Consider the following 15,120-nt stretch of genomic DNA (forward strand, 5'->3'; position numbering starts at 1 on the left):
CCCTCAGCGTGCCGCAGCCGCCGGCCTGCGTGCGATGATCTTGATCTCGGTGATGCCGCCGCCGAGCAGCTTCGAGACGCCGATCGCGGTCCAGGCCGGATAGGGCGCCCTGGCGTGGCGCTTGTGGACCGCGGCCAACGCCTCTATCTGGCCCTCGACATCGGTGTGGAAGCTGGTCATGTCGACGACGTCGTCCCAGCCGGCGCCGGCACGTTTCAAGGTATCGGCAATCTGCGCGTAGACGCGCTCGTAAGCCGGTTCGAAGCCCTCCTCGCCAGGGCGCGTGCCGGCGACGACCCCCGACAGATAGAGGGTGTCGCCGGCGATCACCGCGTCCGAAAAGCCCCATTTGTCCTGAACGGCGCGCACGCCGGGATTGTCCGACATCAGCACGGTGTCGGGGCCCCGCGTCTGGGCCCCGGCCGCAGCACCCAGGGGACACAGGGTTGCCGCGGCCGAGAGGGTCAGAGCGAGCGCGCGCCTCACGCGGCGCGCCTCTGCTCGATGAGGATCTGGCCGTCGAGCATGTTGATGACCCGGCCGGCATAATCGGCGTGGCTCGGCGAGTGGGTGACCATCACGATCGTCGAGCCTTCGCGATTGAGCTGCTGCAGCATGCGCATCACCTCCTCGCCATGATGGGTATCGAGGTTGCCGGTGGGCTCGTCGGCGAGAATCAGCTTGGGGCTGCCGACCAGCGCCCGCGCCACCGCGACACGCTGCTGCTGGCCGCCCGAAAGCTGGCTCGGCCGGTGCTTGGCACGATGGGCGATGCCGACCTTGTCCATCACCTCGTCCACCCGCCGCCGGCGCTCGGTCGAAGCGACGTCGTGATAGAGCAAGGCGAGCTCGATATTCTCCCGCACCGACAGCTCGTCGACCAGGTTGAAGCTCTGGAAAATGAAGCCGATATTGTGCTTGCGGACGTCGGCGAGCTTGCCTTCGGACAGGCCAGCAACCTCCTGCCCGTTGAACACGTAGGAGCCGCTCGACGGGCTGTCGAGCATGCCGATGATGTTGAGCAGGGTGGATTTCCCGCACCCGGACGGCCCCATGATCGCGACGAACTCACCGTCGGCAATATCGAGGCTGATCGACGACAAGGCCGATGTCTCGATCGTGTCGGTCCGGTAGACCCGCGAAAGTTCGCGCATGCTCAGCATCAGGTTGGACTCCTTGTTCAGCTGTCGAGGTCGAGCCGGTCGCGATCGGCGAAACCGGTATAGGGAGAGGTGATCACCCGCTCGCCGGGATCCAGCCCTTCGAGCACTTCGATATGATCGGCGTTGCGGCGCCCGAGACGGACGTTTCGCTTGACTGCACTTCCTCCGTCCGGCGCGACCACGAACACCCAGCTGCCGCCGGTTTCGTTGTAGAAGGCGCCGTTCGGGATCAGCAAAGCGGGTGCGGGGTCGCCGAGGGTCAGGCGCACCTGCAACGTCTGGCCGCGCTGGAGCGCGGGCGGTTCGCCGCCGAGGAAGTGGAGATCGACCTCGAACGCACCGTTGCGCACCTGCGGATAGATTTTGGCGACCTTGGCGCGGAAGGTCTTGCCGCCGACCTCGACCGTGGCGGTCTGCCCGGCCTCCACCCGCCCGAGATAGAATTCATCGACGCTGGCGACGATCTTGTTGCGGCCGGCGCTGTCGATCTGGCCCAGCCGTTCGCCGCGGCTGAGCGACTGGCCGACCTGGATCGAGAAAGCGGTAAGCTGGCCGGTGACGGGCGCGCGCAGGTTCAATGCGTCGAGCGTCGCCCGGGCGATGTCCAGGCTGCCGCTCAGCGAGGCGTTCGACGCACGCAGCTGGGCAAGCTGACTTCCCTGGAGACGCTGGTTGATCTCACGGCCGCGGCGCAGGGCGTCGGCGCGGCGCTGGTTGGAGAGATATTCGTCGCGGCTGTCCTGAAAGGTCCTGGCCGGGATGAAGCCTTTCTCCATCAGCGGCTTCTGAAGTTCGTACTGGCGGCGGGCCTTGTCGACGGCGAGCTGCGCTTCGATCACCGCCCGCTCGTCCTGGATCTGGGTCTGGGCGAGCGCAAGTTCCTGGCTGCGCATCGAATTGACCTCCCGCGAGACGTCCGACTGGCGCGCGAGCAGGTTCAGCTGAAGATCGGAATTGGACAGGATCGCGAGTAGCTGACCCTGCTGGACCATCGCACCATCCTCGACCAGCACCTTCTCGACACGCCCGCCTTCGACCGCATCGAGATAGACGGTGAGCAGCGGCGTGACCCGCGCGCGCAGCGGCAGGAAGTCGTCGAAGCGGCCCTTCTGGACAGTCGAGACGGTGATCCGGTCGGCGGCGATCGTCTGACTGTTGGCGGCCGGTGCGAGCAGGTAGAAGGCGATCGCCGCTGCGATGACGACGATCGCGCCGATCGCAATCTTCAGGTTGCGCGAGAGCCCCCGCCGAACGACGACGCGGTCCATTCCGCTGCCGCTTTGCGGGCTTGCCGGTTTGTCGATCGTCTGCATGGTCACTACGCTCATTGTCACCTCATGCCGGCCGACCGGCAAGCACTCCCCCGGGGAGCAGAGAAAGCTTCAGATTGCGCTGTCCGGAAACGAACACCTGCTGTGCGCCACCGGACAGGCCGTGATCACAAGGTTCGGGTTTCGCAGAGCAGGCTCGGGCTGCCGGCCGCGTCGATGCAGAGGCTGAGAAGCCCTTGCGCCACCTGCGCATGCTCCAAGCGCACCGGCTCCAGCACCGCGAAGACCATCACGAACGACAGCGCCATCCACATCGCGCTCCCGAGAACCACTTCCAACTTACGCATCCCGACTCTCCCGATCAGCACAATATCAATTCGCTCTTACCTCAGCAGGAGACGTGCCAAGCGTCGGTTTCGGCGCTTTTCCGCCATTTGTGGGGAGCGGTGCGGGCCGGGAATGTTCGTTATCGCACAGCAACGTTCGCTCGCGGACGACAGTTGTCCGCCCCCGGACTCGGCTGGCACGATAATTGTTTGTGGGCTTGTGCCGAGGCGATAGGAGTATGGATGTGGGACGGGAGGGGAAACCATTTACGCGCTGTGTCGTCGTCGACGACGATCCGGACATATTGCTGTCCGCACGCTTGCTCCTGCGCGATCTGTTCCACGAAGTCGCGACCTTCCAGAGTCCGGAAGAAGCGATGCCGTCGCTCGACGGCGAGGGCGCCGACGTGGTGCTGCTCGACGCCAATTTCGGCCGCGGCGCGACCAATGCCGCCGAAGGGTTTCACTGGCTCGGGGAGATCCTGAAGAAGGATCCGCAGACGGTGGTGGTGATGATCACCGCGCATGGCGGCGTGAACATCGCCGTCGAGGCGATGAAGCGCGGCGCCACCGATTTCGTGTCGAAGCCGTGGGCGAACGAGCGCCTGCTCGCCACCGTGCGCACGGCCGCGTCGCTGCGCAGCTCGCGTCAGGCGGCGGCGCGCGAGCGCAAGCGCGCGGTGGCGATCGCGGCGCCGGCGTCGGGCGCGGAGACTCCCCTGCTCGGCACCTCGTCGGCGATGCGACGCGTTTATTCGCTGATCGAGCGGGCCGGCCCGACCGAGGCGAACGTATTGATCCTCGGCGAGAACGGCACCGGCAAGGAGTTGGTGGCGCGCGAACTCCATCGCCGATCCCGCCGCGCCGACAATGTGATGGTGTCGGTCGATCTCGGCGCGGTCGCCGAGAATCTGTTCGATTCGGAATTGTTCGGCCATGTGAAGGGCGCCTTCACCGACGCGCGGGGGGACCGGGTAGGCCGGCTCCAGGCCGCCGACGGCGGCACCCTGTTCCTCGACGAGGTCGGCAATCTGCCGCTGCACCTGCAGCCGAAACTGCTCACCGCGCTCGAGCAGAGGCAGATCGTTCCGGTCGGCGCCAACCGGCCGGTGCCGATCGACGTCCGAGTCATCGCCGCCACCAATCTTTCCCCGGAGCGGCTCGGCGACGAGAGCCTGTTCCGGCCCGATCTGCTGTTTCGCCTCAACACCGTGGAAATCGAGCTGCCGCCGCTGCGCGAGCGGCGCGAGGACGTGCCGCTGCTGGTCGACCATTATGTCGGCCTCTACGCAAAGAAATATGGCAAGCCGCAGCGCGCCATGCCGCCGGCGGTGATGGCCGCGCTCCAGGATTATGACTGGCCGGGCAATGTCCGCGCGCTGCGCCACGCCGCCGAGCGTGCCGTCATCCTGGCCGGCGACGACGCCTTCACCGTCGAGGACTTCTCGCTGTCGCGCGCCGCGCAGCCGCGCGGGCTGACGTCGCCCCCGGCGACCGCTGCCCCGGCAGACTTGAACCTGGAGCGGGCCGAAAAGCAGATCGTGGAGCAGGCGCTGAAGAAGCATTCCTACAACATCTCGCTCGCCGCGGCCGAACTCGGCCTCACCCGGGCATCGCTTTACCGGCGCATGGACAAGCATGGCCTCTGATCGCCGGTCGCGGGCGGGCGCGTGACGTTCCGCAGCCGCTTCGTCGCCGGCCTCGCCTGGCGGGCGCTGGTCCTGCTGGTGACCAGTTTCGCGTTCGTTGCGGCACTCGCTACGGAGGGCTTGGGCGCGGCACGCCTGCTCGCCGGGGCGCTGTGCGCCTGGGCTTTGTGGGCGCTGTGGCGTTACATCCAGCGCACCAACCACGAACTCGCCCGCTACCTGGAGGCGGTCAAGCTCGGCGATCTGTCGCAGAGCTTCTCGAAACGCGGCGGCAGCGGCTTCAGCGAGGTCGGCGAGGCGCTCGAGCAGGGCATCAAGCGGCTTCGCGACGAGCGCCACCGCCTGACCGACGCGAGCCGTTTCTACGAGGCGGTGCTCGACGATGCGCCGACTCCGCTGCTGACCGTAGACAGCGACGGCCGAATCGAATGCGCCAACAAGGCCGCGCGGCGGCTGTTCGTGCGCCATCATGGCGTGCGCTTCGAGGATTTCCGGATCTACGGCGAAACCTTCGCGCGGGCGCTGGCCGAGGACAATGTCGGCCGCCCTCGCCTCGTTCCGCTGATGCTCGATGCGGTGCCGCAATCGGCGATGCTCAGCGCGGCGTTGGTGCACAGGCTTGGCGGGACGGTGCGTGTGGTCGCCGTGCAGCCGATCCAGGGCGAGCTCAACGCGGTCGAGATCGCCGCACAATCCGACCTCGTCCGCGTGCTGACCCACGAGATCATGAATTCGATGACTCCCGTGACCTCGCTGGCGCGATCCGCCGCCGATCTGATGGCGGAGGTCGACACCGGCAACGATCCGATCATCGCCGACGCGCGCGCCGCGGTGGAAACGCTCGCCCGCCGCGCCGACGGGGTGATGCATTTCGTCGAAAGTTACCGCCAGATCAGCCGCACGCCGGACGTGCGCCGCAAGACCTTCGCCGTGGGCCCCTGGGCACGCGAGCTGGAGAGCCTGTTCCGCGCCGGCGACGTGGCGGAGGGGGTCCGGCTCACGCTGTCGGTCACGCCCGATACGCTGACCATCGATGTCGATCCCGATCTGATGTGCCAGGTGCTGATCAACCTGATGCGCAACGCCGCCGAGGCGGCGCGGGACCATGCGGCCACGCCGATCGTCGAGCTCAGCTTCTCGCTGATCCCGGGCGGCCGGGTGCAGATCGAGGTGGCGGACAACGGGGCGGGCGTTCCCGACAGCCTTGCGCAGGACGTCTTCCTGCCCTTCTTCACCACCAAGGCGAAGGGCACCGGAGTCGGGCTCAGCCTCGCCCGCCAGGTCGTGCTCGCCCATCGCGGCTCGATCGGCCTCGGCCGCAGCGACAGCGGCGGGGCGCTGTTCCGGATCCTCGTTTAGGAGCTTTCGGCGAGCGCCGGGTCGTCGGCGAGCTGATCGGCCGGAATTGCATCCGCCAGTGTCAGCCGATCGAGGATTCGCGCGGTCTCGTCACGCACCATCAGCATCACCCGATGCAGCCGGCATTTGTCTTCGGTCACGCAGTTCTTGCACGGCTCATAGGCGAGACGGCTGGCGCAGGGAAGCAGGCCGAGCGAGCCGCGCGTCAGCCGCACCACCTCGCCGTAGGTGATGTCCTGCGCGGGCCGCGCGAGCCAGTAACCGCCTTCGCGCCCGCGACGGCTGGCGACGAGGCCTTCGCGGATCATCTGCGACAGCATCACCGTCAGGAACTTGGGCGGAATGTTCTGGGCGTCGGCAATCTCGCTCAGCTGCACCGGACCGGCACCAGATCGATCGGCCAGATGGAGCAGCGCGCGAATTGTATAGCGCGTGCGTTGAGAAAGCATGGCGCCTCATGAACCCTGCGCGGCCGAATCGCAACCACCCACGACGAGTCGCGGATGCTTCTCGTGCGCGGAAACGGAAGCGGGCCTTTTACAAGAGCCTGTCGCCCGACCTTATTCGCGGAACGCAGTCTCCGTGAGGCGGGTGATCGGTGTCAGGATGTATTGCATCACCGTCCGCTTGTCGCCTTGAAGCGCGGCATTGGCGACCATGCCGGTGCCGATCGGCAAGGGTCTTCCATTATGGTCCTTGAGCGCATTCGCCTTCGTGCGCACCTGCACGGTGTAGAAGGTCTCGCCCGTCCGCTCGTTCAGCACCGCGTCCGGAGAGATCGAGACGACGTTGCCGGTCAGCGAGCCGTAAACCGACGGGTCGTAGGCGGTAATGTCGACCTTGGCATTCTGGCCCATGCGAACGAACGCAATGTCCTGCGGCCGCACCTGCGTTTCGATGAGCAGGCTTTCCTCGGACGGCACGATCTCGACGAGCGGGGCGCCCGGGGAGACCGCCGCACCGACTGTGGTCACCAGGACCCGGTTGACGCGACCGGCCAGCGGCGCCTTGACGGTGGTGCGGGCGACCCGGGCTGCGAGCGCGGGCAGGGTCGAGCGACGGGCCGAAAGCTCTGCCTGTGCGGTGGCGAGTTCGTTGGCGGCGAGCGCGCGCCAATCCTGACGCTGCTGATTGAGGGCGGCGACGGCCTCGTTGATCGAGGCGCGTGCGCGGGAAATGCTGGCCGAGGCCGCCGCGGCTTCGCTCTGCGCGACCGCATAAGCGCTCTCGGCCTGCATCAGCGACAGGCGCGGCTCGATTCCGCGGTCGACGAGCGGACGCAGGATCCGGACCTCGCTGGCCCGCGCATCGCGCGCGGAAACGCGCGCTGCATAGGTGGCCTCAGCCTCCTGCACGGCGCGCTGCGCCTGCTGGATGCGGGCATTGCCGGCATTCACGACGCTGGCGAGCTCGGCCATGCGGGAGGCATGGAGCGATCGCTCGATCATCATCTGGTTCTGCATCACCGCCCCGCGGGCGGGCGGATAGGCCGGCTCCCGTCCCGCGACTTCGGCCTGCAGACGCGCAATCTTGACCGAAAGCGCATCGGCCGACGCTTCGCCGCTGCCCAGCTCGGCGCCGGTCTGGGTCTGATCGAGACGGACCAGTTCCTGGCCGGCTTTCACCTGCTGGCCGGTGCGGACCAGGATCGCCTCGACGACTCCGCCTTCGAGATTGGAGACGACCTGCAACTGGGACGAGGCGATCACCCTCCCGCTGCCGCGCACGGTACGATCGAGCTCGGTGAGGCTCGCCCAAATCACGAAGGCGACGAAGAAGGCGAGGATCAGCCAGAGCAGGATGTTGGACGCGGTGCGCGGCCGTAGCTGATCGGCATAATCTTCGAGGTGGCGCATCTCGTTCATGGTCAGGCCGCCTTCGGTCGGGTGATCTGCTTCAGCACCTCGTCACGCGGACCATCGGCGACGATCTTGCCCTTGTCGACCAGGATGATCCGCTTGACGAGTTGCAGCAGCGGTGGGCGATGGGTGATCAGCACCAGGGTGCGCGACTTCAGCTCTTCGTTTAGGCGCTGAATCAGGGCCGTTTCGGTCTGCGCATCCATCGCGCTCGACGGCTCGTCGAAAAGGACGATCGGAGGGCGACCGGCGAGCGCCCGCGCGAGCGCGATCGACTGGCGCTGGCCGCCGGACAGGCCTTCGCCGCGGTCGGCGAGACGCAGGTCGTAGCCGTTGGCGATCTGGCCCATGAAGCTGTGGGTGCCGGAAAGCTCGCAGGCGCGAATCATTTCCTCGTCGTCGACATGGGCACGGCCAAGGACGATATTCTCCCGCACCGAACCGGTGAGAAGCACGCTCTCCTGAAGCGCGGCGCCCATGTTGGCGCGCAGTTCGACCGGATCGAGCTGGCGGATGTCGCTGCCGTCGACCATCACCAGCCCGTCTTCCGGCGGATAGAGGCCCAGGATCAGGCGGGCGATCGTCGATTTGCCCGAGCCGACACGGCCGAGAAGCGCGACATGCTCACCCGGTTCGACCGTGAAGCTGACTCCGTCCAGCGCCTTTTCGGGTGCGCCCGGATAGCGAAAGCTGACGTTGCGGAACTCGATCTTGCCCTTGAGGTCGCGGAGCTTCAGCGCCTCGCCGGCCGGACCTTCCGGCGGAGTCTCCATCAGCTCGTTGAGCTGGCGATAGGCGGTGCGGGTCGCGGTAATACGCGAGAGAAGCTGCGAGATCTGGGCGAGCGGCGCTACCGCACGGCCGGCGAGGATGGAGCAGGCGATGAGCCCGCCCATCGTCATTTCCAGCGAGGCTATCTTTGCGACACCGACGATGACGACTCCGGCATAGGAGACGGTGCCCGCCGAGGTTGCCGTGGTGATGCCGATGCTGGCGATCAGCCGCGACCGCATCGAGCTGTCGGAATGGAGCCGCTGCGCCCGCGACCAGCGGCCGGAGAGGAGCGCGCCGGCGCCAGACGCCTTGACCGTTTCGAGGCCGCCGATCGTCTCGACGAGCACCGACTGCTTGGCGAGCCCTTCGCCCATCGACTTGGCCGACAGGCGGTCCATGGCCGGCTGGGTGACGAGCCCGACGATGATGACGAGCGGGATGGCCAGCAACGGAACCAGCACCACCGAGCCGCCGATGATCCAGACCACAAACAGGGTCAGGAAGATGAACGGAAGGTCGACGACCGCCGTCATCGTCGCCGAGGCGAAGAAGTCGCGCAGAGCCTCGAGCTCGCGCATCAGGCCGGTGAGCGCGCCGGTCGAGCCCTTTTTGAGATCGAGGCGAAGCGCGAGCAGGCGCGCGAACAGGGTGTCCCCCACGTCCGTGTCGATCGCCGCGCCGGCCATGTCGACAAAGTAAGCGCGCAGCAGCTTGAGGATGAAATCGAAGATGACGACGATGGCGAGGCCGATCGACAGCCCGATCAGGGAGGAGACGGCGTTGTTGGGCAGCACGCGGTCATAGACCGTCATGCTGAACAATGCCGTCATCAACCCGAAGATGTTGATCATCACGGCGGCGAGACCGACCTTGACGTAGGTGCTCCGATTGCGGCGCATCGGCTCCATCAGCCAGGGTGCGAAGCGCGGCTTGGACGCCTTGATGGAAAGTTCGTTATTCACTTTGCCCCCCCACGGCCGCGGGATCGATGGTCAGCGCGTCGAGCAGCCCGCCTGTGCGGGACAGCAGCACATATCGTGCCGCATCGAGCTCGCTCAGAGACTGGATGAATGCCGTTGCCGTCTCGAAATAGGAAGCATCCGCCTGAACCACGTCGAAGATGTCGCCGCGGGAATTGAGGAAGCGTTCGAGCAGCACGTCGCGTGATCGACGGCTGGCGACGTAGCTCGCCTCCAGTGCCTTCAATTGTTGCTGAAGCGCCTGCACATCCGACCAAGCGATCGACGCGTCGCGGGCGGCCTCCTCACGCACGCGGCTGGCGCGGGCATCGGCCTGGGTCACCCGCGCCTCGGCTTGGGCGACCCGCGCTTCGGTGCCGCCGAACAGCCGCTGACGAAGCGTGAGCCGTCCCCGGACGTCGTAATCCTTCTCCGTCTCGAACACGCCATAGCGGCCCGCATCGATCCCGGCACTGATCTGGGGATAGCGATCCCGCTTCGCGGCCTTGGCCTCCTGACGCGCGGAATCGGCGATTGCCTGCGCAGACCGGGCAGCCGGAACGCTCATTGCGGCCAGCGCCGCAGCATCGCGGGTGAATCCCGGAAGCTGGGCGACCGGCGCCCGTTCGAGAATAGCGGGCGGCGGCGCGCCGATCAGTTCGGTATAGCGGGCTTCCGCGTCAGCGAGGACGCGGCGGAAGCGCGCCAGGCGGGTCTGGGAAGAGGCAAGGTACGATTCGACCCGCGCAGTGTCGCCCTCTGCGGAGACACCCTGGCGTATCCGCTCCGCGACCGCGTTGCGAAGCTCTTCCTGATTGGTGACGAATCCTTCGGTGACGGTCACCAGCGCACGCGCAGCGAAGACGTCGTACCAGGCGCCGACTGCGCTCAGGGCAACCCGGTCGGCGGTGGCCTCGGTCTCCGCCGATGCGGCTCGCAGGCGGGCGCCGGCAGAAGCCACGCGCGCTTCGCTGGCGCCAAAATCGTAGATCGTCTGCGAGACGTTGAGCAAGGCATCGGTGCGCTGATCGGGCCTTGACCGTTCGACGATGTTATTCTGATCGTTGGAAAATTCTCGCGTGAGCACGTGATAGGAGGAGACGCTGAGATCGATCGACGGCAGCCGCCGCTCGCGCGCCTCGGCGAGCACCGCATTGGCCTCGGCCCCCGCAGCAGCCCCCTCCTGCGTCGCCGGGTGCCGCCTGACGGCCGCGCCGACGACGGCGCGGAAGGCGTCCTCGGAAGCCTGGCTTTGCGCGAGTTGCAGGATCGGATCCCTGGCGGGATCGATCCCGAGCGGATCGCGGCTGGGCTCAGGCAGGCTGAGCACCGGCGAAGGCGGCTGGGCAAGCGCCGGCACACTCGCATTAAGCGACACGGCAAGCACGAACGCTCTTGCAGTGAAAGACGACATGTCCTGCACCCCTCCCCGGCTCGGGCATTAGCGCTCTTCACCGGGCAAGACTAGAAAAACTTCCCGCGCCTCAACGCATTGGCACGTGCTTCTTGGCCCTGCCAATGGGATATCAACCCGAATTGCGTAGCGCAGTGGCAACCGCATTGATCGAAAGTTCTATGCCTTCGCGAACCCGCGGATCCGTTTCGCCGGCGCGGTGTCGCTTCAGCAGTTCGATCTGCAGAAGGTTGAGCGGCTCGATATAGGGGAGCCGAAGCCGTATCGACGCATCGAGCGCCGGCTTGCGCTCGAGCAGGCGCGATTGGCCGGTGATCTCCAGGAGGCAATCGTGCGTCTGGTGCCAGGCGTCGCGAATCCGGCCGAAGGCGCCTTGCCGCATGGCCGGGTCCTCGACGAGATCGGCATAGCGGGCGGCAATGCCCATGTCCGACTTGGCGAGCACCATCTCGAGATTGTCCAAGGTCGTCCGGAAGAACGGCCAACCTTCCAACATCTCGCCAAGCAGGCCGCGATCCTCGAAGCTGCTCAGCGCCTGGCCTGCTCCGTACCACCCGGGCAGCATCACCCGCGCCTGCGCCCAGCTGAACACCCACGGGATTGCGCGCAGATCCTCGATCCGACCGGAGGTGGTCCGGCTTGCCGGCCGCGAGCCGATCTTGAGCCCGGCAATCTCCGCAATAGGCGTCATCTGCCGGAAGAAATCCGGGAAGCCCTCGGTTTCGTAGACGAGCCCGCGATAGGCGCGGAAGGCGGTGCCGGAGATCTCCGCCATGCCGTTGTAGAAGCGCTCCCGCCGGCGCACGGAGCGAGTCTCCAGGCTGGCGAGCAGGGTTGCCGATGCGATCGCTTCCAGATTGATCGCCGCGCTGTCCCGGGTGCCGTATTTGGCGGCGATCACCTCGCCCTGCTCGGTGATCCGGATACGGCCCTGGACCGTTCCGTTCGGCTGGGCGCGGATTGCCGAGAAACTCGAGCCGCCGCCACGGCCGACGGCGCCGCCACGGCCGTGGAAAAGCTGCATCGCCGCGCCGTGGCGCTCGAACACTTCGGCAAGGGCGCGGCTGGCCTGGTGCAACGACCACACCGAGGTCAGATAACCGCCGTCCTTGTTGGAATCCGAATAGCCGAGCATCACTTCCTGGTGACCGCGCGCCGCCGTCGGCGCCGCGACTTCCGGCAGCGACAGCCATGCGGTCATGATCTCAGGCCCCTGCTCGAGATCGCCGATCGTTTCGAACAGCGGCACCGCCATGATATCGGCCTGCGCCGGCGAACCCGGGCGCCAGAGGCCCGCTTCCTTGAGGAGAATGTTGACCTCGAGCAGGTCGGATACGCTCTCGGCCTTGGAGATGATGTAGGCGGTGATGCATCCAGGGCCATATTTCGCGTGCGCCTCGGCCGCGGCACGGGTGATGTCGAGCTCGGACCGGGTCTCGTCCGAATAGGTCGCGTACGGATTGGTGAGGAGACGGCCGCCGGCAAGCTCGCTGCGCAGCAGCGACACGCGCCCGGCTTCGCTCAGCGCCAGATAATCCTCCTCGACGCCGGCGACCTTCAGAAGCTCGGCGACGACGCGCTCGTGCACGTCCGCATTCTGCCGCAAATCGAGCGTCGCGAGGTGAAAGCCGAACGTCTCGACGGCACGGATCAGCCGGCCGAGCGCGCCGCTGCCGGCGAACAGGCCGGCACCGCTGCGGCCGAGCGAATGGGCGATGGCGGCGAGGTCCGCGCGCAACGCGGCCGGGGTTGGATAAGGCTCGGCAGCGACGCTGGCGCGCCGGGCCGGCTCCCGGCCGGTGAGGGTGCGATAGGTCGCTGCCAGCCGCGCATAGATGCCGGTGAGCGCTTGCCGGTACGGCTCGTCGCTGCGCGTGGACGACGCATCGTGCGAAAGGCTGGCGAGCTCCGCAACTTCCGGCGTGACCTCGGCGAGCTCGGTCGAGAGCGACAGTTCGGCGCCGAGGGCATGCACCTCGGCGAGATAATGGGAGAGAACCGCGTCGGAGGCGCGTCCGAGCGCAAGCCGCAACGACTCGGCGTTGACGAACGGATTGCCGTCGCGGTCACCACCGATCCAGCTGCCGGGCCTAAGGAAGCTCTTCGGGCGCTTGCCGAGCGCGCGTTCCCAGCGGGCGTAGAGCGTCGGCAGCACCGGCAGGAAGACGTCGCGGAGATAGGCGAGCGCGGTCTCCACCTCATCCGCGACATACAATTTCTCTCGGCGAAGCGGCCTAGTCTGCCACAGCAGGGCGATCTGGCGAAGGATGGCTTCCTCGACGAGATCGCCGTCTTCGGTCTCCTCGCTGCCGGCGTCGCGTTCGATCATCAGATCGGCGATCCGGTTGCGGTGATCGATCATGCTCTTGCGCCGCACCTCGGTCGGGTGCGCGGTAAGCACCGGTACGATCAGCGCGCGATCGAGCATCGCGGCGACGGCGGAATCGTCGATGCCTTTTTCGCGCAGCTCGGCGAGCGCTTCCTCGAAGCTCGAGCCGGGCTCGCGGGCGATGCCCTGCCGGTCCTCGGCGAGATTCGCGAGCATCGAGAACAGCATGAAGCCGCGGACGAAGGCGAGCGTCTCGTCGAGGGTCAGCCCCTCGAGACCGAGATCGGCATCGGCGTCGACTCCGCGGTAGCGATCGACCGACGCCTGGCGGATCTGCTCGATGCGCTCGAACAATTGCTCGCCGCCATAAGCGCGGATGACGTCGCCGAGCAGCTTGCCGAGATAGCGGATATCGGGATTCTGCCCGATCGCGCGGCCGTTGCGATGGGCGGCGGCAGGTTCGGCCAGGGGCGCTTGATCATTCACGTGCGTCGGTCCTCGATCGGCCGGGCGGATGTGCTTCCGGCACGCGCCGGAAGCAAGCTGGATCGTTCGAATCGGCCGCTCAGGCGGCGCGCTGAATATCGGCCGCGAGGAAGGCATCGACCGCGCTTGCGCATTCGCGCCCCTCGCGGATCGCCCAGACCACCAGCGACTGGCCGCGGCGCATGTCGCCGCAGGCGAAGATCCGCGGAGTGGAGGTCTGATACTCGCCGAACGCCGCCTTGACCGCACCCGAGGGCGAGAGTTCGACGCCGGAATCGGCGACCGCACCCTGCTGACGCGGTCCGGTGAAGCCCATCGCGAGCAGCACCAGATCCGCCTTGATGTCGAATTCGGTGCCGGCGACCGGACGGATGATCATCCGTCCATCGGTGTCGGGCACCATCTCGGAGCGGGCGCAGCGCACGCCGGTGACGCGGCCGTCCTCGCCGATGAATTCGGTGGTGACGACGGAGAATTCGCGTTCCGCGCCCTCTTCCTGACTGGACGAGGTGCGAAGCTTCAGCGGCCAGTTCGGCCAGGTCAGCGCCTTGTTCTCGCGCAACGGCGGCTGCGGCATGATCTCGAACTGGGTGACGGAAAGCGCACCCTGGCGGTTCGATGTGCCGATGCAGTCGGAGCCGGTATCGCCGCCGCCGATGACGAGGACGTGCTTGCCCTCGGCCGAGATGGTGGAATTGCCCGCCGCGCGCGATTCCGGATCGCCGGCGTTGCGCTTGTTCTGCTGGGTGAGGAAATCCATCGCGAAATGGACGCCGCCGAGATCGCGACCCGGGATCGGGAGGTCGCGCGGCTGCTCGGCACCGCCGGCAAGCACGAGCACGTCATAATCGTCCATCAGCCGCTCGACGGTGACGTCGACGCCGACGTTCATGCCGCAGCGGAAGATCACGCCTTCGATCTCCATCTGCTGCATGCGACGATCGATGTGGTGCTTTTCCAGCTTGAAATCGGGAATGCCGTAGCGAAGCAGGCCGCCGATCCGATCATTCTTCTCGAACACGGTCGGCGCATGGCCGGCGCGGGCGAGCTGCTGAGCGCAGGCGAGGCCGGCAGGGCCGGATCCGACCACGGCGATGCGCTTGCCGGTGCCGCGGCGCGCCTGCTGCGGCTTGACCCAGCCTTCGTTCCAGGCGGTGTCGGCGATCTCGCGCTCGATCGACTTGATCGTCACCGGCGCATCGACGAGGTTCAGCGTGCAGGCCGCCTCGCACGGCGCCGGGCAGATGCGGCCGGTGAATTCCGGGAAGTTGTTGGTCTGGTGAAGGCGATCGATCGCCGCCTTCCAATCCTGCTTGTAGACGAGATCGTTCCAGTCCGGGATCAGATTGTTGACCGGACAGCCGCCGTGGCAGAACGGAATTCCGCATTCCATGCAGCGCGACGCCTGCCGGCCGACGGCCTCTCGGCCCGGCTCCTCGACGAACTCGTTCCAGGTCTTGAGGCGCTCCGCGGGCGGCGCGGCGGCACGGTCGCGGCGGTCGACTTCCAGGAAGCCGGTCGGGTTACCCAT

At 66.9% G+C, this 15,120-nt stretch carries 12 protein-coding genes; 2 read left to right on the plus strand and 10 right to left on the minus strand.

All coding sequences use genetic code 11. The features are described 5' to 3' along the window. Positions 1-3: 3 nt before the first annotated feature. From C7I55_RS25405 to C7I55_RS25420, 4 genes are all read right to left on the minus strand, one after another. A complete protein-coding gene (locus C7I55_RS25405) occupies positions 4-486 on the minus strand; it encodes a Rid family hydrolase (RefSeq protein ID WP_106515856.1) in 483 nt (160 codons plus the stop codon). Then, positions 483-1,163 (minus strand): ABC transporter ATP-binding protein, encoded by a 681-nt coding sequence (locus C7I55_RS25410; protein WP_106515857.1) that lies wholly within the window; start codon positions 1,161-1,163, stop codon positions 483-485. The genes C7I55_RS25405 and C7I55_RS25410 overlap by 4 nt, the downstream gene beginning before the upstream one ends. Before the next feature lie 17 nt (positions 1,164-1,180). Next, on the minus strand, positions 1,181-2,491 hold the full coding sequence (locus tag C7I55_RS25415) for an efflux RND transporter periplasmic adaptor subunit (RefSeq protein ID WP_106515858.1): 1,311 nt from the start codon (positions 2,489-2,491) through the stop codon (positions 1,181-1,183). 110 nt (positions 2,492-2,601) lie between these two features. Continuing rightward, positions 2,602-2,781, minus strand: a complete 180-nt coding sequence (locus C7I55_RS25420) for a hypothetical protein (RefSeq protein WP_106515859.1) — start codon at positions 2,779-2,781, stop codon at positions 2,602-2,604. Positions 2,782-2,999: 218 nt separating this feature from the next. Here C7I55_RS25420 and C7I55_RS25425 point away from each other — a divergent pair, with 218 nt between their 5' ends. After that, positions 3,000-4,409 (plus strand): sigma-54-dependent transcriptional regulator, encoded by a 1,410-nt coding sequence (locus C7I55_RS25425; RefSeq protein ID WP_106515860.1) that lies wholly within the window; start codon positions 3,000-3,002, stop codon positions 4,407-4,409. Between the two features lie 21 nt (positions 4,410-4,430). Further along, complete coding sequence (locus tag C7I55_RS25430) at positions 4,431-5,768, plus strand: sensor histidine kinase (RefSeq protein ID WP_106515861.1); 1,338 nt, start codon at positions 4,431-4,433, stop codon at positions 5,766-5,768. Here C7I55_RS25430 and C7I55_RS25435 read toward each other — a convergent pair. From C7I55_RS25435 to C7I55_RS25460, 6 genes are all read right to left on the minus strand, one after another. After that, on the minus strand, positions 5,765-6,217 hold the full coding sequence (locus C7I55_RS25435; RefSeq protein ID WP_106515862.1) for an RrF2 family transcriptional regulator: 453 nt from the start codon (positions 6,215-6,217) through the stop codon (positions 5,765-5,767). The two genes, C7I55_RS25430 and C7I55_RS25435, sit on opposite strands and share 4 nt — an antisense overlap. Positions 6,218-6,328: 111 nt before the next feature. Continuing rightward, complete coding sequence (locus C7I55_RS25440) at positions 6,329-7,633, minus strand: HlyD family type I secretion periplasmic adaptor subunit (RefSeq protein ID WP_233222408.1); 1,305 nt, start codon at positions 7,631-7,633, stop codon at positions 6,329-6,331. A gap of 2 nt (positions 7,634-7,635) precedes the next feature. Then, complete coding sequence (locus C7I55_RS25445; RefSeq protein ID WP_233222410.1) at positions 7,636-9,309, minus strand: type I secretion system permease/ATPase; 1,674 nt, start codon at positions 9,307-9,309, stop codon at positions 7,636-7,638. Between the two features lie 46 nt (positions 9,310-9,355). Further along, positions 9,356-10,774: a TolC family protein gene (locus tag C7I55_RS25450; RefSeq protein WP_106515864.1), complete on the minus strand. Its 1,419-nt coding sequence runs from the start codon at positions 10,772-10,774 to the stop codon at positions 9,356-9,358. A 112-nt stretch (positions 10,775-10,886) separates the two neighbouring features. Further along, positions 10,887-13,589, minus strand: coding sequence for a phosphoenolpyruvate carboxylase (gene ppc / locus C7I55_RS25455; protein WP_408640636.1), 2,703 nt, complete (start codon positions 13,587-13,589; stop codon positions 10,887-10,889). A 79-nt stretch (positions 13,590-13,668) separates the two neighbouring features. Further along, positions 13,669-15,120, minus strand: a complete 1,452-nt coding sequence (locus C7I55_RS25460; RefSeq protein ID WP_106515866.1) for a glutamate synthase subunit beta — start codon at positions 15,118-15,120, stop codon at positions 13,669-13,671.

This window comes from Allosphingosinicella deserti, from assembly GCF_003012735.1.
Lineage (GTDB): Bacteria > Pseudomonadota > Alphaproteobacteria > Sphingomonadales > Sphingomonadaceae > Allosphingosinicella > Allosphingosinicella deserti.

Bases quoted from the DNA above. Each gene is read 5' to 3' on its own strand.
- C7I55_RS25415 (WP_106515858.1), bottom strand. From the start codon at position 2,491: ATGAGCGTAGTGACCATGCAGACGATCGACAAACCGGCAAGCCCGCAA.
- C7I55_RS25410 (WP_106515857.1), bottom strand. From the start codon at position 1,163: ATGCTGAGCATGCGCGAACTTTCGCGGGTCTACCGGACCGACACGATC.
- C7I55_RS25450 (WP_106515864.1), bottom strand. From the start codon at position 10,774: ATGTCGTCTTTCACTGCAAGAGCGTTCGTGCTTGCCGTGTCGCTTAAT.
- C7I55_RS25425 (WP_106515860.1), top strand. From the start codon at position 3,000: ATGGATGTGGGACGGGAGGGGAAACCATTTACGCGCTGTGTCGTCGTC.
- C7I55_RS25445 (WP_233222410.1), bottom strand. From the start codon at position 9,309: ATGGAGCCGATGCGCCGCAATCGGAGCACCTACGTCAAGGTCGGTCTC.
- C7I55_RS25460 (WP_106515866.1), bottom strand. From the start codon at position 15,120: ATGGGTAACCCGACCGGCTTCCTGGAAGTCGACCGCCGCGACCGTGCC.
- C7I55_RS25435 (WP_106515862.1), bottom strand. From the start codon at position 6,217: ATGCTTTCTCAACGCACGCGCTATACAATTCGCGCGCTGCTCCATCTG.
- C7I55_RS25440 (WP_233222408.1), bottom strand. From the start codon at position 7,633: ATGAACGAGATGCGCCACCTCGAAGATTATGCCGATCAGCTACGGCCG.
- C7I55_RS25420 (WP_106515859.1), bottom strand. From the start codon at position 2,781: ATGCGTAAGTTGGAAGTGGTTCTCGGGAGCGCGATGTGGATGGCGCTG.